The organism is Mesorhizobium sp. M0991, assembly GCF_040318915.1.
Classification (GTDB): domain Bacteria; phylum Pseudomonadota; class Alphaproteobacteria; order Rhizobiales; family Rhizobiaceae; genus Mesorhizobium.
In genome coordinates this window covers 76,261-93,793 of sequence record NZ_JAMYNE010000012.1, presented here as the reverse complement: position 1 = coordinate 93,793, position 17,533 = coordinate 76,261, and the positions used below count along the sequence as shown (strand labels likewise).

At 62.7% G+C, this 17,533-nt stretch carries 18 protein-coding genes; 15 read left to right on the top strand and 3 right to left on the bottom strand.

Translation table 11 applies throughout. The annotated features are described in order from the left end of the window. From NKH70_RS18820 to NKH70_RS18810, 3 genes are all read left to right on the top strand, one after another. Entirely contained in the window at positions 1-522 is a 522-nt protein-coding gene (locus NKH70_RS18820; protein WP_352714520.1) for an RNA pyrophosphohydrolase, read from the top strand. Between the two features lie 29 nt (positions 523-551). Continuing rightward, positions 552-1,721, top strand: a complete 1,170-nt coding sequence (gene alr / locus NKH70_RS18815) for an alanine racemase (protein WP_352909811.1) — start codon at positions 552-554, stop codon at positions 1,719-1,721. 138 nt (positions 1,722-1,859) lie between these two features. Beyond that, on the top strand, positions 1,860-3,110 hold the full coding sequence (locus NKH70_RS18810; RefSeq protein WP_352909814.1) for a D-amino acid dehydrogenase: 1,251 nt from the start codon (positions 1,860-1,862) through the stop codon (positions 3,108-3,110). Between the two features lie 39 nt (positions 3,111-3,149). Here the strand turns inward: NKH70_RS18810 and NKH70_RS18805 are convergent, their stop codons facing one another. Then, positions 3,150-4,031 carry a LysR family transcriptional regulator gene (locus tag NKH70_RS18805; protein WP_352666100.1) on the bottom strand — a complete coding sequence of 294 codons (882 nt, stop codon included), beginning with the start codon at positions 4,029-4,031 and terminating at the stop codon, positions 3,150-3,152. Positions 4,032-4,406: 375 nt separating this feature from the next. Between NKH70_RS18805 and NKH70_RS18800 the strand changes: the two genes are divergently transcribed. Further along, entirely contained in the window at positions 4,407-5,903 is a 1,497-nt protein-coding gene (locus NKH70_RS18800) for a CoA-acylating methylmalonate-semialdehyde dehydrogenase (protein ID WP_292658506.1), read from the top strand. Here NKH70_RS18800 and NKH70_RS18795 read toward each other — a convergent pair. Beyond that, positions 5,884-6,072 carry a hypothetical protein gene (locus NKH70_RS18795; RefSeq protein WP_352909817.1) on the bottom strand — a complete coding sequence of 63 codons (189 nt, stop codon included), beginning with the start codon at positions 6,070-6,072 and terminating at the stop codon, positions 5,884-5,886. The two genes, NKH70_RS18800 and NKH70_RS18795, sit on opposite strands and share 20 nt — an antisense overlap. A 137-nt stretch (positions 6,073-6,209) precedes the next feature. Between NKH70_RS18795 and NKH70_RS18790 the strand changes: the two genes are divergently transcribed. Together NKH70_RS18790 and NKH70_RS18785 are read left to right on the top strand one after the other, a co-directional pair. Beyond that, positions 6,210-6,506, top strand: a complete 297-nt coding sequence (locus tag NKH70_RS18790) for a hypothetical protein (protein ID WP_352909819.1) — start codon at positions 6,210-6,212, stop codon at positions 6,504-6,506. A 304-nt stretch (positions 6,507-6,810) separates the two neighbouring features. Next, positions 6,811-7,125 carry a hypothetical protein gene (locus tag NKH70_RS18785; RefSeq protein WP_352909821.1) on the top strand — a complete coding sequence of 105 codons (315 nt, stop codon included), beginning with the start codon at positions 6,811-6,813 and terminating at the stop codon, positions 7,123-7,125. 14 nt (positions 7,126-7,139) lie between these two features. On the opposite strand, the gene NKH70_RS18780 is transcribed toward NKH70_RS18785, so the two are convergent. Continuing rightward, entirely contained in the window at positions 7,140-7,793 is a 654-nt protein-coding gene (locus tag NKH70_RS18780) for a GntR family transcriptional regulator (protein WP_352909824.1), read from the bottom strand. A 103-nt stretch (positions 7,794-7,896) separates the two neighbouring features. On the opposite strand from NKH70_RS18780, the gene NKH70_RS18775 reads away from it, so the two are divergent. The 9 genes from NKH70_RS18775 (at position 7,897) to NKH70_RS18735 (ending at position 17,502) form a co-directional block, all read left to right on the top strand. Continuing rightward, positions 7,897-8,790, top strand: a complete 894-nt coding sequence (locus NKH70_RS18775; protein ID WP_352714509.1) for a dihydrodipicolinate synthase family protein — start codon at positions 7,897-7,899, stop codon at positions 8,788-8,790. Positions 8,791-8,838: 48 nt separating this feature from the next. Beyond that, on the top strand, positions 8,839-10,089 hold the full coding sequence (locus NKH70_RS18770; RefSeq protein WP_352909826.1) for an NAD(P)/FAD-dependent oxidoreductase: 1,251 nt from the start codon (positions 8,839-8,841) through the stop codon (positions 10,087-10,089). A gap of 28 nt (positions 10,090-10,117) precedes the next feature. Continuing rightward, positions 10,118-11,119 carry a 4-hydroxyproline epimerase gene (locus tag NKH70_RS18765; RefSeq protein WP_352714506.1) on the top strand — a complete coding sequence of 334 codons (1,002 nt, stop codon included), beginning with the start codon at positions 10,118-10,120 and terminating at the stop codon, positions 11,117-11,119. A gap of 336 nt (positions 11,120-11,455) precedes the next feature. Continuing rightward, entirely contained in the window at positions 11,456-12,358 is a 903-nt protein-coding gene (locus NKH70_RS18760; protein WP_023678052.1) for a branched-chain amino acid ABC transporter permease, read from the top strand. Positions 12,359-12,362: 4 nt separating this feature from the next. Next, positions 12,363-13,991 (top strand): high-affinity branched-chain amino acid ABC transporter permease LivM, encoded by a 1,629-nt coding sequence (gene livM / locus NKH70_RS18755; RefSeq protein ID WP_352714504.1) that lies wholly within the window; start codon positions 12,363-12,365, stop codon positions 13,989-13,991. Next, positions 13,991-15,139 (top strand): ABC transporter ATP-binding protein, encoded by a 1,149-nt coding sequence (locus tag NKH70_RS18750; protein WP_352909829.1) that lies wholly within the window; start codon positions 13,991-13,993, stop codon positions 15,137-15,139. Before livM ends, NKH70_RS18750 begins: the two co-directional genes overlap by 1 nt. Further along, positions 15,139-15,867 (top strand): ABC transporter ATP-binding protein, encoded by a 729-nt coding sequence (locus tag NKH70_RS18745; RefSeq protein ID WP_254816420.1) that lies wholly within the window; start codon positions 15,139-15,141, stop codon positions 15,865-15,867. The genes NKH70_RS18750 and NKH70_RS18745 overlap by 1 nt, the downstream gene beginning before the upstream one ends. Positions 15,868-15,885: 18 nt before the next feature. After that, the gene (locus NKH70_RS18740) at positions 15,886-16,233 is read left to right on the top strand and encodes a DUF6867 family protein (protein WP_254816421.1); all 348 of its coding nucleotides are present in this window, start codon (positions 15,886-15,888) and stop codon (positions 16,231-16,233) included. A 138-nt stretch (positions 16,234-16,371) separates the two neighbouring features. Continuing rightward, entirely contained in the window at positions 16,372-17,502 is a 1,131-nt protein-coding gene (locus tag NKH70_RS18735; protein WP_352714501.1) for a branched-chain amino acid ABC transporter substrate-binding protein, read from the top strand. The last annotated feature ends 31 nt before the right edge of the window (positions 17,503-17,533 follow it).

Here is a 17,533-nt window from a genome sequence, read left to right as displayed (position 1 = left end):
ATGGCAAAGAACAAGCTCGTTGACGCCGAGACACTGCCCTACCGGCCCTGCGTAGGGGTGATGGTCCTCAATGGCGACGGCCTGGTCTGGGTTGGTCACCGCATTGCCGAGCCGGACAGCGAGTTCGCCGGAACGACACAGCTCTGGCAGATGCCGCAGGGCGGCATCGACGATGGCGAGGAGCCGCTGCCCGCGGCGGCGCGTGAACTCTACGAAGAGACCGGCATGCGCTCGGTGTCGCTGCTGGCCGAGGCGCCGCACTGGATCAACTACGACCTGCCGGCCCATCTGGTCGGTGTCGCCTTCAAGGGACGATATCGCGGCCAGACGCAGAAATGGTTTGCCTTCCGCTTCCACGGCGACGAAAGCGAGATCGAGATCAATCCGCCGCCGGGTGGCCACAAGGCCGAGTTCGACCGGTGGGCGTGGCGGCCGATGCTGGAATTGCCGGGCCTGATCGTGCCGTTCAAGCGCAAGGTTTACGAAGACGTGGTGGCAGCGTTCCGGCACCTGGTGGCGTAGCCGTCGGCCTTCCGCTAAAACAGGTCGGCATGAACGATATCTCCAGCAAATCTCTTCCGCAGACCGTCTCTGTACCGCAGGCTGGCGCCCCGAGCGAGCCGATCAGCGAAGCGGCGGCGGGGGCGATCCTGACCATCGATCTCGGCGCCGTCCGTGAGAATTACCGGCGGCTGAAGGCGCGGCTGGGCGGCGTCAGCTGTGCTGGAGTGGTCAAGGCCGACGGCTACGGGATTGGCGCGGCGCCGGTGGCGGCGGCGCTGATGGCTGAAGGCTGTGACATTTTCTTTGTCGCGCATTTGGCCGGCGGCATCTTGCTGCGCAAGGCGCTCAGCTCAGACCCGGCCATCTATGTGCTGAACGGCATTCCGCCGGGTGCGGAAAGGGAAGCGGTTGCGGCAGGGCTTTGCACCGTACTCAACAGCGCCAGCCAACTCGCGGCATGGCGCGAGATGGCCGGGCGGGTGGGGCGTAAGTTGCCGGCCGCCGTCCAGGTCGACAGCGGCATGTCGCGGCTCGGCATGACGCCGGCGGAGGTGAAAGCGGTGGCGCGGGATCCGCAGGCCTTCGACGGTGTCGAACTGACCTTCGTGATGAGCCATCTCGCCTGCGCCGACGAACCCGAGCAACCGGCCAACGAACGGCAACGGCTGGAATTCGAACGGCTGCGCCGGATGCTGCCGGAAGCGCCGGCTTCCCTTGCCAATTCATCAGGCATTTTTCTCGGGCAGCGCTATCACTACGACCTCGTCCGTCCGGGTGCCGCTCTCTACGGCATCAATCCGACGCCGGCGAAGGACAATCCGATGCTGCCGGTGGTGCGATTGCAAGCCAAGGTCATCCAGACGCGGATATTGGAGGCCGGCGCCGGTGTCGGCTACGGTCACACTTTCCATGCCAAGGCTCCGCTTGCCGCGGCGACGATTTCGCTCGGCTATGGCGATGGCTGGCATCGACGCGCCGCTTCCTCCGCCTGGTTCGAAAATGTGCGGCTGCCCTTCGTCGGCCGGATTTCGATGGATACGATCATCCTCGACATTTCCGCGCTGCCGCCCGGCAGGCTGAAGGCCGGCGACCTCGTCGAACTCATCGGGCCGTCGTCGCAGACGGTGGACCAGGTAGCCGGCCATGCCGGCACCATCGGCTACGAGGTCTTGACCAGCCTCGGCCACCGTTTCCATCGGCGCTATGTGAATGGCTAGGACGCAAGCTTGTTGTCCTTACGCATGTCTTTTCCCTAAGCATCGGCACTTGGCTGACGCCGCAGAATCCGGCAGACAGAAGGCGGCGATGATCCCGGTCTCGGACCCTGACGAGACGTCGTTGCGGAGAACCAAACGATGAAGATCTTCGTGCTGGGCGGCGGCGTGATCGGGGTCACCTCCGCCTATTTTCTTGCCGAGGCCGGCCATCAGGTGACGGTGATCGATCGCCAGAAAGGCCCGGCGCTGGAAACCAGCTTTGCCAATGCCGGCGAGATCTCGCCCGGGTATGCCTCGCCCTGGGCCGGGCCCGGCGTTCCGCTGAAGGCCATCAAATGGCTTTTGATGAAGCACGGTCCGCTGGTGGTGCGGCCGGCGCTCGATCCGCATATGTGGATATGGCTGGTCAAGATGCTGCGCAATTGCACGGCTGAACGCTACGCGCTGAACAAGGCGCGCATGGTGCCGCTGGCCGAGTACAGCCGCGACACGCTGAAGGCGCTGCGCGAGGCGACCGGCATCGCCTACGACGAGCGCGCCAAGGGCACGCTGCAGCTCTTCCGAACGCAAAAGCAGCTCGACGGCGTCGGCGGCGATGTCGAGGTGCTGAAGGCCTATGGCGTCCCCTACGAGGTCCTCGACCCCGACGGCTGCATTGCGGCCGAGCCTGGGCTGGCCGGCGTGCGCGAAAAATTCGTCGGTGGCCTGCGGTTGCCCGGCGACGAAACCGGCGACTGCAAGATGTTCACCGACAGGCTTGCCGAGCTTTGCGCGGCACGCGGCGTCACCTTCGAATACGACACGGAGATACGGCGCGTCGTCAAGAAGCGTGATCGCATCACCAACATCAGCACCAGCAAGGGCTGGATGGTCGCTGATGCCTATGTGATGGCGATGGGCAGCTATTCGGCGCGGTTCATGCGCATGCTGAAGCGGCCCATCCCGGTCTATCCGGTCAAGGGCTATTCGATCACCCTGCCGATCAAGGACGCCGCCGCGGCACCGGTCTCGACCGTCATGGACGAGAGCTACAAGGTAGCGATCACCCGGCTCGGCGACCGTATCCGGGTCGGCGGCACGGCGGAGATTTCCGGCTTCGACCTGCGGCTGCACGAATCGCGGCGGCGCACGCTCGAACATTCGGTCGGCGACCTGTTTCCGGGCAGCGGCGACATGCGATCGGCGACCTTCTGGTGCGGGCTGCGGCCAATGACACCGGACGGGCCGCCGCTGATCGGCCGCACCGATTTCTCCAATCTCTATCTCAACACCGGCCATGGGACACTCGGCTGGACCATGGCCTGCGGCTCGGCCAAGGTTCTAGCCGACATCATCTCCAGCCGGGTGCCAGACGTCGGCGATCTCGGGCCGGGACGATACGCCAAGTAAGACCCCCAGCAGCTTAAGACAGCCAACGGCCGATACGCTTCACGCGAACAAACCCCTGTCCCGTTCGACGGCCTTGGTGATGAAGCTTGAGACGATCTGGACGCGGCGCAGCGGTCTGACCGATTCATGATAGACCAGCCAGTAGGCGCGGCGGATGGGTGCGACGATATCGAGAGGCACTAACTCCGGCATCGAGCGGGCAACGAAGGTGTGCAGGATGCCGATGCCGGCGCCGGAACGCACCGCTTCGGCCTGGCCGAGCGCTGAGGAAATGGCGAAGCTGGTGCGCCAGTCGGCGCTGAATTCGGCCGCGTAGTCGAGCGAGGGACTGACGATCAGGTCCGGCACGTAGCCGATCAGCGTGTGCTGCCCTAGCTCGGCGGCGGTTCCGGGCAGGCCATGCGTGTCGGCGTAGGCCCGCGACGCGAACAGGCCGAGCGTGTAGTCGACTAGCTTTCCCGCCACCAGGCGGCCTTCCGTCGGCCGTTCGACGGTGATGGCAATGTCGGCCTCGCGCCGGGATAACGAGAAGGAGCGCGGTACCGGCACCAACTGGATGGTGAGTTCACGGTGCAGAGCGGTCAGCGCGCCGAGGCGCCTGGCCAGGAAGGCGACGCCAAAACCGTCCGGCGCGCCGATCCGCACGGTGCCCGAGACGTCGTCGCCTTCGCCTGAAACAGTCGAGCGCGCGGCGATCATGTCGCCCTCCATGCGTTCGGCGATCTCGAGGAAACGCTCGCCCGCCGGCGTCAGCTCGCTGCCGGTGGTAAGCCGGCGAAACAGTTTTGTCCTGAGCGCATCCTCGAGGGCGGCAATGCGGCGCGAGACGGTGGCGTGATTGAGCTCCAGCCGCCTGGCGGCGCCGAGGATCTGGCCGGCCCGCGCCACGGCAAGGAAGATGCGAGCGTCATCCCAGTTCATGGGGATGGTCCGTTTCGATAGGGAGCGCCGCGTTCCCGCCCACCCCCCTCTGGCCTGCCGGCCATCTCCCCCGCAAGGGGGGAGATCGGATGCCGGGTCGGCTTTCGCCAATCTCCAACGTCGCAAAAAGGGCGGTAAGGCCGAAGCCGCCAATCTCCCCCCTTGCGGGGGAGATGTCCGGCAGGACAGAGGGGGGTGTGAAGAAACTCAACTCAGCAATCCAAGCGATAGGAGTACACTCCCTACCATTTGCGCCATTTGATGCACAGGCACCTCTCGCACTCTATTTTATGCACAACGGTTGCGTTTTCGCTCGCGTTGCCATCGCTCCCGCAAAGGCGGACAATGCCTCATCACGAACCAGGGAGAGAGATCATGATCGAATATGGTCATTTCATCGGCGGCAAGCGTGTCGCAGGAACCAGCGGCCGCAAGCAGGACGTCATGCAGCCGATGGACGGCACGGTGCGCGGCACGGTGGCGTTGGCTTCGCAGGCGGAATTGCGCGCGGCGGTCGAAAACGCCAAGGCGGCACAGCCCGGCTGGGCGGCGACCAACCCGCAGCGGCGCGTGCGCGTCTTGATGCGATTCCTCGAGCTGGTCGCCAAGGAGTATGACGCGCTGGCCGAGATATTGGCGCGCGAACACGGCAAGACCATCGCCGACGCCAAGGGCGACATCCAGCGTGGCCTCGAAGTGGTCGAGGTCTGCATCGGTGCGCCGCATATGATGAAGGGCGAGTTCACCGATGGCGCCGGCCCCGGCATCGACGTCTATTCGATGCGCCAGCCGCTCGGCGTCGTCGCCGGCATCACACCATTCAATTTTCCGGCGATGATCCCGTTGTGGAAGATCGCGCCGGCCATCGCCTGCGGCAATGCCTACATCCTCAAGCCGTCGGAGCGCGATCCGGGCGTGCCGATGCGGATTGCCGAACTGTTCATAGAGGCCGGCCTGCCGGCCGGCATCCTTAATGTCGTCAACGGCGACAAGGAAGTGGTCGACGCCATCCTCGACGATCCCGACATCAAGGCTATCGGTTTCGTCGGCTCGACACCGATCGCCCAGTACATCTATTCGCGCGGCTGCGCGGCCGGCAAGCGCGTGCAGTGCTTCGGCGGCGCCAAGAACCACATGATCATCATGCCCGATGCCGACATGGACCAGACCGTCGACGCGCTGATCGGCGCCGGCTACGGCTCGGCCGGCGAGCGCTGCATGGCGATCTCGGTGGCCGTCCCGGTCGGCAACGACACCGCCAACCGGCTAATGGAAAAACTGGTGCCGCGCGTCGAGAGCCTGAAGGTCGGTCCGTCGACGGATTCTTCCGCCGATTTCGGCCCGTTGGTCACGGCGCAGGCGCTGGAGCGGGTCAAGTCCTATGTCGACACCGGCGTCAAGGAAGGCGCCAAGCTGGTCGTCGACGGCCGCGGCTTTTCCATGCAGGGCTACGAGAACGGCTACTATATGGGCGGCTGCCTGTTCGACAATGTGACCGCCGACATGCGCATCTACAAGGAAGAGATTTTCGGGCCGGTGCTATCGGTGGTGCGCGCACCGACCTACGAGAACGCCATCAAGCTCGCCAACGAGCACGAGATGGGCAATGGCGTCGCCATCTTCACCCGCGACGGCGACGCGGCGCGCGACTTCGCCTCGCGGGTCCAGGTCGGCATGGTCGGCATCAACGTGCCGATCCCGGTGCCGATCGCCTACTACACCTTTGGCGGCTGGAAGGCGTCCTCCTTCGGCGACCTCAACCAGCACGGGCCGGACGCGTTCCGCTTCTACACCAAGACCAAGACGGTGACGTCGCGCTGGCCGTCCGGCGTGAAGGATGGCGCCGAGTTCGTCATTCCGACGATGAATTAGCCGGACGGTTTTCTGTCTGCGCGTCCTCGCCTTCGGCGGCGCGCGCGCGGGCCGGCGTGAAGGATGGCGCCGAGTTCGTCATCCCGACGATGAACTGATCCAGATCGCGGAAAGCAAAAGAAGGCCTGGGCTCGACCCGGGCCTTTTTTGTCGCGGTCTTCATCGGCATGAACACTAATGTGATGGAACCAAGAAGGCAGCAATCTTCTTAGGTTCCAGTCCTGCCGCGAAGGAGACGCTGGCAGATCAACCAACGGCGCTGGTGACGGCTCCGGGGCATATCGTCCGGCGCAAAGGAGGTGTCAGATGACACGTCTCATGGCGACTATAGCTTGCGCGGCAATGGCCCTTTCCGCCGCCCCGGCAACGGCTGCCGAGCAATGTGCGGCACGCGCCGATATGGTCAAGGCGCTCGGCGAGAAGTTTCATGAAAACCCGAGCGCGGTCGGCGTCGTCAATCCGAATGTGGTGCTTGAAGTTTTCGTTTCCGACAAGGGCACCTGGACCATCCTCGCCAGCGATACAAAAGGTCAAAGCTGCGTGATTTCAGTCGGCGAAGGCTGGGAGAGCGCGATGACGATAGCGGCGCTGCCCGGTATCTGAAGTAGGCCTTTCCTATTCACCTGGCCGCAGCCTCGGCACGGCAGCCGGGCTGCGGCCTTATTCTCGGCGACTTTGAAACGGATCTCCCCGCGCCCGCTTGAGGCGCGCACGGCTTGCTATTTTTCGATAGCGATACCATATATGGGAACATAGCGAGAACATCTAGAATTGATCGCTGACGGCAGACCGGAACACGGAAAGGAGCGACGCGATGATGACGTCGGAACCGGCCTGGATCGCTCCGGCAAAATGAGGCCGTCAATCACCTCCCTTTGCCGGATCGTGATGGCAAAGGAGGTGCCCTATGGCACGCAAATCGCTGTTAGGATGGGTGAAGACCGTAGCTTTTGCTGGCTTATTCGCGGTGGGTACGAATGCCGCGAGCGCCCAATATCAATACTGCGTTGAACATGCCGACCTCGTCGCCCACCTGACTGAGAATTTCCAGGAAAAACAGTTTGCTCTCGGACTGATCGGTCAGGAGGCGGTCATGGAAGTTTTTGTCGCCGATAGCGGAAGCTGGACGGTCATCGTGACCGACGTCGCCGGCAGAAGCTGCATTGTCGCAGCCGGCGAAAATTGGGAAAGCGTGGAGGCCCTGCCCGGCCAAAACTCATGAGGGAGCGGGCGGCGTCAGCGCGTCGCGGCCGCCTCGGCATGGCCGCGCAGCAGTGTCATCAGCCGCTTGGCGTCCTTGGCCGCGGCCTCTTCGTCGCCGGCGAGGATCGAGCGGATCAGCGCAACATGGTGCTCGGCGGATTCGGCCAAGCCGGTGTCGGCCTTGTAGCGGAACCAGAAGCGACGGCTGTGGGTTTGCAAGGGTGCCGCCAGGCGCGCGGCGAACGGGTTGTCGGCAGCCAGCGCCAGCGCTTCGTCGAGCGCCTTGTCGGCCTGGATGAAGTAAAACACATTTTCCGAAATCACCGCCTTTTGCATGGCAAGGGCAGCGTCATGAAACAGGTCGGCGGCCTCGCGGGTGACGAAGCGGGCGGCCGAGCGGGCAAGCACGACCTCGACGCCACGGCGGGCGTTGAGGACGCGTAGCCAGTCGCCAGGGTGAAGCGGCGCAATGGCGATGCCGGCACGCGGCCGGACCTCAAGCAGCCCCTCCCATGCCAGCCGCTGGATTGCTTCGCGAACGGGCGTGCGGCCGAGGCCGAGCCTGTCGATCAGCGCCCCCTCGGTGATGAAGCTCGCGGGCGCCAGTTCGAGCGTTACGATCATGTGCTCGAGCCTGCGGTAGGCCTTTGCAGTCGCCGGCTCGGAGCCTGGGTTGTCATATACCAATGCGGCGTCTCCTGATATATTGTTGATATATCATATCAGATTCAATGTTGACAGCCGGCTTCTTAAGAAATATACAGCTGATATATCAGATGGAGCGACCGACATGTGGGCCGGAGTCTTCCCCGCCGTTACGACCAAGTTCACCGAGGATGACCGCCTCGACCATGCCGAGATGGAGCGCTGCTTTGCGCTGCAGATGGAGGCCGGCTGCGACGGCATCATCGTCTGTGGCTCGCTTGGCGAAGGACCGATGCTGTCGCATGACGAAAAGATCGCGGTGCTGAAGACCGCGCAGAAGATCGCCGGCAACAAACCGGTGCTGTTGACGGTCAACGAAGCCGGCACACGCGAGGCGGCGGCGATCGCACGCCGCGCCGCAAAAGAAGGCGCCAACGGTTTGATGGTGGTGCCGAGCCCGATCTATCATACCAATGCCGAGGAGACAGTCGCGGCACTCAGCGCCGTCGCCGCGGCCGGCGACCTGCCGGTGATGATCTACTCCAACCGGCTTGCCTACCGCGTCGACGTCACTGTCGACCAGATGGAGGAGCTGGCGAAGGACCAGCGCTTCGCTGCCATCAAGGAGTCCTCCGACGACATCCGTCGCTCGACCGAGATCATCAACCGCCTCGGCGACCGCTACGATCTGTTCACCGGCGTCGACAATCTCGCCTTCGAGGCGCTGTCGGTCGGCGCCATTGGCTGGGTGGCGGGCCTGGTCACCGCGTTCCCGCGCGAGACGGTCGCCATCTACCAGCTGATGAGACAGGGCCGCCGCGAGGAGGCGCTGAAGATCTACCGCTGGTTCCGGCCGCTGCTCGATCTCGACGTATCGACCTATCTGGTGCAGAACATCAAGCTCGCCGAAGTCTTGGCGATCAACACCAACGACCGCGTGCGCATGCCGCGCCAGCCGTTGGCGGGCGAGCGGCGCAAGGCTGTCGAAAAGATCGTCAGGGACGCGCTGGCGGTGCGGCCAGAGCTGCCGACATTCTGATCCAGTCCCTTCGAGGGTATTTGCAGATGTGCAGCGCGGCGCATGGCAATGAATGATAATGCTACGCTCGATGTTGCCATCATTGGTGGCGGCATTATCGGCATCTGCGCCGCCGCCTTTCTGGCCGAGGCGGGCCGAAACGTCACGATTTTCGATCGGACGGGGATCTGCGAGGAAACCAGCTCCGGCAATGCCGCTGCCTTTGCCTTCTCCGATGTGCTGCCGCTGGCTCACAAGGGCATGATCAGGCAGTTGCCGAAATGGCTCGCCGACCCGCTCGGCCCGCTCAGCATTCCGCCCGCCTATTTGCTGAAGCTGTTGCCCTGGCTGGTCCGCTTCTGGCGCGCCGGCCGAAGCGACCGCTATGAAGCCGGCCTTGCTGCGCAGGCCGGGATGATGAAGCTCGCCGAGGCGGAATGGATGGGCTTGCTCGACCGTTCCGGCACACGGCCGATGCTGCACGAGGACGGCTCGCTCGAACTCTATGACAGCGAGGCCGAGTTCAAGGCGTCGCTGCCCGGCTGGGCGGCAAGACAGCGCTTCGGCATCGGCTTCAGCCATGTCGAGGGCAGCGCTCTCGCCGCCTTGCAGCCCGGTCTGTCGCCGCGCTTCGTCAAGGGAACGTTCGTGCCGGGGTGGAAAACCGTCGCCGATCCCAAGCTGCTTGGAAAGGCCTTGTGGGCCTATGCCGAGGGGTTGGGCGCGGGGTTCGAAAAGGCCCGGATCGAGCGTGTCGAGGCGGGACAGGACGGCGCGATCCTGACCACGGCCGACGGCACGCGGCGAGGGGCGAAGCATCTCGTCATCGCTGCCGGGGCCTGGTCGCATCTGCTGGCGAGACATCTCGGCGACGGAATCCCGCTGGAGACCGAGCGTGGCTACAACACGACGTTGTCGAAGACTGCCTTCGACGTAAAGCGACAATTGATCTTCTCCGGGCATGGCTTCGTCATCACGCCGCTCGATACGGGCCTGCGGGTCGGTGGTGCGGTCGAACTCGGCGGCCTTGAGAGGCCGCCCAATTATGCGCGCTCGAAAGCGCTGCTCGAAAAGGCGCAGAAATTCCTGCCGGGACTGGATCCGGCCAATGGCCGCGAATGGATGGGGTTCCGGCCGTCGCTGCCGGATTCGCTGCCGGTGGTCGGACGTTCGCAACAAACGCCGTCGGTGGTGTACGGTTTCGGCCATGGTCACCTCGGGCTGACCCAGGCTGCGGCGACCGGGCGCTTGATCCGCGAGCTCGTTCTCGGGCAGAATCCATCGCTCGATCTCGGCCCGTTCAGCCCGCAACGGTTTTGAGTTCGACGATATTCAGTTGGAAGCCGGCATGGCCAAGAATTCCTTCTTCTGCATAGACGGCCACACCTGCGGCAATCCGGTGCGGCTGGTCGCCGGCGGCGGACCGCTGCTCAACGGCTCGACGATGATGGAGCGGCGAGCGCATTTCCTGGCCGAATATGACTGGATCCGCACCGGCCTGATGTTTGAGCCGCGCGGCCATGACGTGATGTCCGGCTCGATCCTCTATCCGCCGACGCGTGAGGATTGCGACATCGCCATCCTGTTCATCGAGACCTCGGGCTGTCTGCCGATGTGCGGCCACGGCACCATCGGCACTGTGACCTTTGCCGTCGAAAATGGATTGATCAAGCCGAAGACGCCGGGCGTGCTCAGGCTGGATACGCCGGCGGGCCTGGTCGTCGCCGAGTACAAGCAGGTCGGCGACTATGTCGAGGAGGTGCGCATCACCAATGTGCCGTCGTTCCTCTATGCCGAGGGACTGACGGTCGAATGCCCCGGGCTCGGCGAGATCAGCGTCGATGTCGCCTATGGCGGCAATTTCTATGCCATCGTCGAACCGCAAAAGAACTATCGCGACATGGCCGATCATTCGGCCGGCGACCTGATCGCCTGGAGCCCGGTGGTGCGGCAGCGGCTCAACGAGAAATATTCCTTCGTCCACCCGGAGAATCCCGGCATCGACAAGCTGTCGCACATATTGTGGACCGGTGCGCCGACCAACCCGCAAGCCGATGCCCGCAACGCCGTGTTCTACGGCGACAAGGCAATCGACCGCTCGCCCTGCGGAACCGGCACCTCGGCGCGGATGGCGCAGCTTCACGCCAAGGGCAAGCTTGGGGTAGGCGACGACTTCGTCCATGAATCGATCATCGGTTCGCTGTTCAAGGGCAGGGTGGAGAAAGAGGTCACCGTCGCCGGCAAGCCGGCAATCATTCCGTCGATTGGCGGCTGGGCACGAATGACCGGATTGAACACGATCTTCATCGACGACCGCGACCCGTTCGCGCACGGCTTCGTCGTCAAATAAGGAAAATCGCTGACGCAGGGGAAAGAAAGAGAGCGCAAGCGGATTGACGTCAACGGCGCAACGATCCCGCTCATCAACTTATTTTGACGGCGATTTCTTCGAAATGGAGTGCATGCTGCGATTGAATCGTCAAAGACATTGCGTTAGGCCAATGGTAGGGTCCTCGATAGTCCAGGGGTCGGACGGGAACAAAACGGGCAATCGGATGGCGTGCGGCGAAAACACGCATAACCATCGAAAAATCACGTTGCAATCCGGGCTCGAAACTTTACGACTAGGGGAAATACGAAAAGGAATGCGTCTGCATGGGCGACATTCCAGGGGAGCCACGACAGCATGCAGTATTTTGTCCAGCAGCTTATCAATGGGCTGACGCTGGGATCGATCTATGGGCTGATCGCGATCGGCTATACGATGGTCTACGGCATCATCGGCATGATCAATTTCGCCCATGGCGACATTTTCATGATCGGCGCTTTCACCGCGCTCATCGTTTTCCTTATCCTCGGTGCGTTGTTCTATTCGTTGCCGATCGTCGTTGCGCTGCTGATCATGATGATCGTCGCGATGCTGCTGACCAGCCTGTATAATTGGACGATCGAGAAGGTCGCCTACCGGCCTTTGCGCGGTTCATTCCGGCTGGCGCCGCTGATCACCGCGATTGGCATGTCGATTGCGCTGTCCAATTTCGTTCAGGTGACGCAAGGGCCGCGCAACAAGCCGGTCCCGCCAATGGTGTCCAAGGTCTACAACATCGAAGGCATCAGCGTCTCGCTGAAGCAGATCATCATCGTCCTGGTCACCATAGTCCTGCTGGCGCTGTTCTGGTACCTGGTCAACAAGACCTCGCTCGGCCGGGCGCAGCGCGCTTGCGAGCAGGACCGCAAGATGGCGGCGCTGCTTGGCATCGACGTCGACCGCACCATCTCGATCACCTTCATCATGGGCGCCGCCCTTGCCGCCGTCGCCGGCACGTTGTTCCTGATGTACTACGGTGTGGTGGTGTTTTCCGACGGCTTTACGCCCGGTGTGAAGGCATTTACTGCCGCGGTGCTCGGCGGCATCGGCTCACTGCCCGGCGCCGTGCTCGGCGGGCTGATGATTGGCTTCATCGAAAGCATGTGGTCGGCTTATTTCTCGATCGATTACAAGGACGTCGCCGCCTTCTCCATCCTGGCGATCGTGCTGATCTTCCTGCCTTCCGGCATTCTCGGCCGGCCAGAAGTCGAAAAGGTCTGAGTTCATGGCGGTCACCGTATCTCCGGAAAACACCGTCGTCGCCACCCCGGTCCAGCGCGCTTTTCGCGAAGCGCTCTATGCCGGCGCCATCTCGCTTGGCCTGTTCGTGCTGTTCATCGGCCTGAAGACCGACCAGAACATCTCCAACGAACTGATCCTGTTGCAGCGCTGGGGCTTGCTCGCCGGCGTCGTGATCGCCACTATGGCCGGACGCTTCCTTTACGTCGCCTATGGCCAACCTTTCCTGGCGAACCAGAAGATCATCGACGTCGCCACCGGCCTGCTGCCGGTCAGCCTGGCTTCGCGATTCTTCCGCCTTCCCGCGTTCATCGTGGCGGTCGCCGTCGCCGTTATTCTGCTGGCGCTCAGCGGCTTCCTGACCGAGGCCTTAGGGCCGGAACTTTCCGATTTTGTGCGGTTCCTGCGGGCGCTTGCAATCATCTATGCGCTGGCCTGGCTGATTTATCGTTTCCGGGCCTTCATTCATGCTCATTTCTCGGCATTGGGCATAACCGCACTGGCGCTCTACCCGATCGTCGTGGTGTTGGTGCTGGCGCTATATGCCGGGTCCATGGCGGTCGGTTTCCAGGGTTCGCTGAAGTATGTCGACAATTTCGGCATCCAGATCCTGATCTACGTGATGCTGGCCTGGGGGTTGAATATCGTTATTGGCTTGGCCGGCCTGCTCGACCTCGGCTATGTCGCCTTCTACGCTGTCGGTGCCTATGCCTATGCGCTGCTCGGCACGCATTACGGCCTTTCCTTCTGGATCCTGCTGCCCGCCGCCGGCATGATGGCTGCATTCTGGGGCGTCATGCTGGGCTTCCCGGTGCTGCGCCTGCGCGGTGACTATCTGGCGATCGTGACGCTCGCTTTCGGCGAGATCATAAGGCTAGTGATCATCAACTGGCGCGAATTGACCAACGGCTCGGCCGGGATTTCCGGCATCCCGAAGGTCTCGTTCTTCGGCCTGATGTCGTTCAACGTCTCCGACCCGAACTACATCTCCAAGGTGCTCGGCATCGCGCAGTCCGGCGCCTACTACAAGATCTTCCTCTACTACCTAATCCTTGGACTCTGCCTGCTGACCGCCTTCGTCACGGTGAGGCTCAGGCGGCTGCCGGTCGGCCGCGCCTGGGAAGCGCTGCGCGAAGACGAGATCGCCTGCCGCTCGCTCGGCATCAACACCACCACCACCAAGCTCACGGCCTTTGCCACGGGCGCGATGTTCGGCGGCTTCGCCGGCTCGTTCTTCGCCGCGCGGCAAGGCTTCGTCAGCCCGGAATCCTTCGTCTTCCTGGAATCGGCGATCATCCTTGCCATCGTCGTGCTTGGCGGCATGGGCTCGCTGGTCGGCATTGCCGTCGCGGCCATGGTGATGATCGGCGGCACCGAAATCCTGCGCGAACTGGATTTCCTCAAGACCGGCCTGAGTTGGGGCAACATCAAGGTCATACCCGGGTTTGGCCCCGACTTCACGCCGGAACTTTATCGCATGCTGTTGTTCGGCATGGCCATGGTCATCGTCATGCTGTGGAAGCCGCGTGGCTTCGTCGGCAGCCGCGAGCCGACGGCCTTCCTCAAGGTGCGCAGGGCGGTGTCCGGGTCCTTCACCAAGGAGGGACACGGCTGATGAACGCGAGCCCCTCCGTGAACAATGCCATCCTGCAGGTCGAGCATCTGTCGATGAAGTTCGGCGGTCTCGTCGCCATCGGCGATTTGTCATTCCAGGCCAAACGTGGCGAGATCACCGCTCTGATCGGTCCCAACGGCGCCGGCAAGACCACCGTGTTCAATTGCATCACCGGTTTCTACAAGCCGTCGGAAGGCATGATCACGCTCAACCGGCGCGACGGCTCGACCTTCCTGCTCGAACGCTTGCCGAACCATGAGATCCCGGCGCGTGCCAAGGTGGCGCGCACCTTCCAGAATATCCGCCTGTTCTCGGGCATGACGCTGCTGGAGAACCTTCTGGTCGCCCAGCACAACAAGCTGATGAAGGCGTCCGGCTATACTATTCTCGGCCTGTTCGGCTATAGCGGATACAGACAGGCTTCGGCGGAATCGGTTGAACTGGCCGAGCACTGGCTGGAGAAGGCCGATCTCGTCGACCGCGCCGACGATCCTGCCGGCGATCTGCCATATGGCGCGCAGCGACGGCTCGAAATTGCTCGCGCCATGTGCACCGGCCCTGAGCTTCTGTGCCTCGACGAGCCGGCTGCCGGCCTTAATCCGAAGGAATCGGCGGCGCTCAATGCGCTGTTGATGGACATCAAGGACAACACCGGTACGTCGATCCTGTTGATCGAGCACGACATGGCGGTGGTTATGCAGATTTCAGACCATGTCGTCGTGCTCGAATACGGGCGCAAGATCTCCGACGGCAACCCGCAATCGGTACGAACCGACCCGCGCGTCATCGCCGCCTATCTCGGCGTTGAAGACGAGGACGTCGAGACGGTACTGACCGAAGTCGGCGACGAGGACGTCATCGAGCAATTGGATACCGGTCCGGATGCCGCGCATGGACCGGGCACATCGTCTTCCTATCTTGCCGGACCGGTGGCCGATACGGTCGGCCATAGCGAGGGCGAACGCGTCACAGTGTCAAAGGGCGCTTCGAAGGCCGGGCAGATCGATGCAAGGTCGAGCGCTGCTGCAAAGTCCGGATCGCCGGCCAAAGCCAAATCGGCCGCGAAATCTTCCACGGCAAAGCCGGGCAAGGCTCCGGCGAAGTCGAAAACTCCCGGCACCTCTAATCGGCGTGGGGGGCGGAAATAATGGCCGGCACAACGCTGCTCGATATCAAGGGCGTCCAGACCTACTACGGCAACATCAGGGCGCTGAACGGCGTCGACGTCACCGTCAAACAGGGCGAGATCGTGGCGCTGATCGGCGCCAACGGCGCCGGCAAGTCGACACTGATGATGACCATTTTCGGTGCTCCGCGCGCTCGTGCCGGCACTATCACTTTCGCCGGCACCGATATCACCCAGATGCCGACCCACGAGATCGCGCGCATGCGTATCGCGCAGTCGCCGGAGGGCCGGCGCATCTTTCCGCGCATGACGGTGATGGAAAACCTGCAGATGGGCGCCAGCCTCGACGGTCTCAAGCATTACGACGAGGACGTCGAAAGGGTCTTCACGCTGTTCCCGCGGCTCAAGGAACGCGTCGGCCAACGTGGCGGCACGCTTTCGGGCGGCGAGCAGCAGATGCTGTCGATCGGCCGCGCGCTGATGGCAAGGCCGAAGCTGCTCTTGCTGGATGAGCCGTCGCTAGGCCTGGCGCCGCTGATCGTCAAGCAGATCTTCGACGCCATTCGCGAGCTAAACCGCACGCAGGGACTGACCGTGTTCCTGGTCGAGCAGAACGCCTTCGGCGCACTGAAGCTCGCCACGCGCGGCTATGTCATGGTCAACGGCAATGTGACGATGAGCGGCACCGGCAAGGAACTGCTCGCCAATCCGGAAGTGCGCGCCGCCTACCTCGAGGGCGGCCATCACTGAGTTTCAGGAGTCTTCATCATGCAGGGCATTCTTTATGAGGAACCCTCGATTTGGCAGTTCTTTTTCGTCACCTGCCTGCTCGGTGGCTGGGCGGCCTGGATGACGGGCAAGGCGTGTGCCCAAACATGGCGCAGCTTCGCCCAGCTATTCGCCTATATGCTGGGGCTCGGCATCGGCGTAAGATTCATCCATCATGCGCTGTTCGGCGGAACGATGTTTTCGCTGCATTACTACGTGGTCGACACCATCGTGCTGATGATATTGGGCTTCATTGGCTACCAATACACGCGCACCAACCAGATGGTAACGCAGTATAATTGGCTTTACGAAAGAGCCTCTCTTTTGAGCTGGAAACCAAAAGGTTGACATTTATCATTAACGGCGTTTCAGGGATGAATCGGCGTGACAAGTGCCTGAAAATCGGCAAAGTACTCTTTCTGCGAGCAAGAGTGGGCATCGCATGAAAGCAACATCCACGCCCACTCGGTAAATGGGAGCGTTTCAATGAAAAAGTCACTTTTGTCCGCCGTCGCCCTGGCCGCGCTTGTCGCGTTCAGCGGCAACGCGTGGGCTGACATCCTGATCGGCGTTGCCGGTCCGATCACCGGTCCGAACGCAGCGTTCGGCGCCCAGCTTCAGAAGGGTGCCGAACAGGCAGTCGCCGATATCAATGCGGCGGGCGGCGTTCTTGGCCAGCAGCTGAAGCTTGAAGTCGGCGACGACGTCTCCGATCCCAAGCAAGGCATCTCGGTCGCCAACAAGTTCGTCGCCGACGGCGTCAAGTACGTCGATGGCCACTTCAACTCCGGCGTCTCGATTCCGGCGTCGGAAGTCTACGCCGAGAACGGCATCCTTGAGATCACGCCGGCCGCGACCAATCCGAAGCTCACCGAACGTGGCATGTGGAACACCTTCCGCACCTGCGGACGCGACGATCAGCAGGGCAAGGTCGCTGGCGACTATCTCGCCGCGAACTTCAAGGATGCCAAGATCGCTGTCATCCATGACAAGACGCCTTATGGCCAGGGCCTCGCCGACGAAACCAAGAAGGCGCTCGCAGCCAACGGCGTGACTGAGGCCATGTATGAAGGCATCAATGTCGGCGACAAGGATTTCTCGGCCCTCATCGCCAAGATGAAGGACGCGGGCGTCTCGGTCGTCTACTATGGCGGCCTGCACACCGAAGCCGGCCTGATCATACGCCAGCTCGCTGACCAGGGCCTCAAGGCAACCTTCATGTCCGGCGACGGCATCGTGTCGAACGAATTGGCCTCCATCGCCGGCGACGCCGTCGAGGGCACGCTGATGACGTTCGCTCCGGATCCGCGCAAGAATCCGAACGCCAAGGAACTCGTCGAGAAGTTCCGTGCGGCCGGCTTCGAGCCTGAGGCCTATACCCTCTACTCCTACGCCGCGATGGAAATCATCGCGGCCGCCATCACCAAGACCGGTTCAGCCGACGACGCTCAGAAGGTAGCCGAGACCATCAAGTCGGCCGGCCCCTGGAAGACCGCGATCGGCGAGATCGGCTACGACGCAAAGGGCGATATCACCCGTCCGGACTACGTCATGTACACCTGGAAGAAGGGTGACGACGGCAAGTACACCTATGTCGAGAACGCACCCGGCAAATAACCGGACGTTGCTACATGAAAATGCCCGGCGC

Excerpts from the sequence above, each read along its gene's own strand:
- NKH70_RS18820 (WP_352714520.1), top strand. The coding sequence starts at position 1 with ATGGCAAAGAACAAGCTCGTTGACGCCGAGACACTGCCCTACCGGCCC.
- alr (WP_352909811.1), top strand. The coding sequence starts at position 552 with ATGAACGATATCTCCAGCAAATCTCTTCCGCAGACCGTCTCTGTACCG.
- NKH70_RS18810 (WP_352909814.1), top strand. The coding sequence starts at position 1,860 with ATGAAGATCTTCGTGCTGGGCGGCGGCGTGATCGGGGTCACCTCCGCC.
- NKH70_RS18805 (WP_352666100.1), bottom strand. The coding sequence starts at position 4,031 with ATGAACTGGGATGACGCTCGCATCTTCCTTGCCGTGGCGCGGGCCGGC.
- NKH70_RS18800 (WP_292658506.1), top strand. The coding sequence starts at position 4,407 with ATGATCGAATATGGTCATTTCATCGGCGGCAAGCGTGTCGCAGGAACC.
- NKH70_RS18795 (WP_352909817.1), bottom strand. The coding sequence starts at position 6,072 with ATGCCGATGAAGACCGCGACAAAAAAGGCCCGGGTCGAGCCCAGGCCT.
- NKH70_RS18790 (WP_352909819.1), top strand. The coding sequence starts at position 6,210 with ATGACACGTCTCATGGCGACTATAGCTTGCGCGGCAATGGCCCTTTCC.
- NKH70_RS18785 (WP_352909821.1), top strand. The coding sequence starts at position 6,811 with ATGGCACGCAAATCGCTGTTAGGATGGGTGAAGACCGTAGCTTTTGCT.
- NKH70_RS18775 (WP_352714509.1), top strand. The coding sequence starts at position 7,897 with ATGTGGGCCGGAGTCTTCCCCGCCGTTACGACCAAGTTCACCGAGGAT.
- NKH70_RS18770 (WP_352909826.1), top strand. The coding sequence starts at position 8,839 with ATGAATGATAATGCTACGCTCGATGTTGCCATCATTGGTGGCGGCATT.
- NKH70_RS18765 (WP_352714506.1), top strand. The coding sequence starts at position 10,118 with ATGGCCAAGAATTCCTTCTTCTGCATAGACGGCCACACCTGCGGCAAT.
- NKH70_RS18760 (WP_023678052.1), top strand. The coding sequence starts at position 11,456 with ATGCAGTATTTTGTCCAGCAGCTTATCAATGGGCTGACGCTGGGATCG.
- livM (WP_352714504.1), top strand. The coding sequence starts at position 12,363 with ATGGCGGTCACCGTATCTCCGGAAAACACCGTCGTCGCCACCCCGGTC.
- NKH70_RS18750 (WP_352909829.1), top strand. The coding sequence starts at position 13,991 with ATGAACGCGAGCCCCTCCGTGAACAATGCCATCCTGCAGGTCGAGCAT.
- NKH70_RS18745 (WP_254816420.1), top strand. The coding sequence starts at position 15,139 with ATGGCCGGCACAACGCTGCTCGATATCAAGGGCGTCCAGACCTACTAC.
- NKH70_RS18740 (WP_254816421.1), top strand. The coding sequence starts at position 15,886 with ATGCAGGGCATTCTTTATGAGGAACCCTCGATTTGGCAGTTCTTTTTC.
- NKH70_RS18735 (WP_352714501.1), top strand. The coding sequence starts at position 16,372 with ATGAAAAAGTCACTTTTGTCCGCCGTCGCCCTGGCCGCGCTTGTCGCG.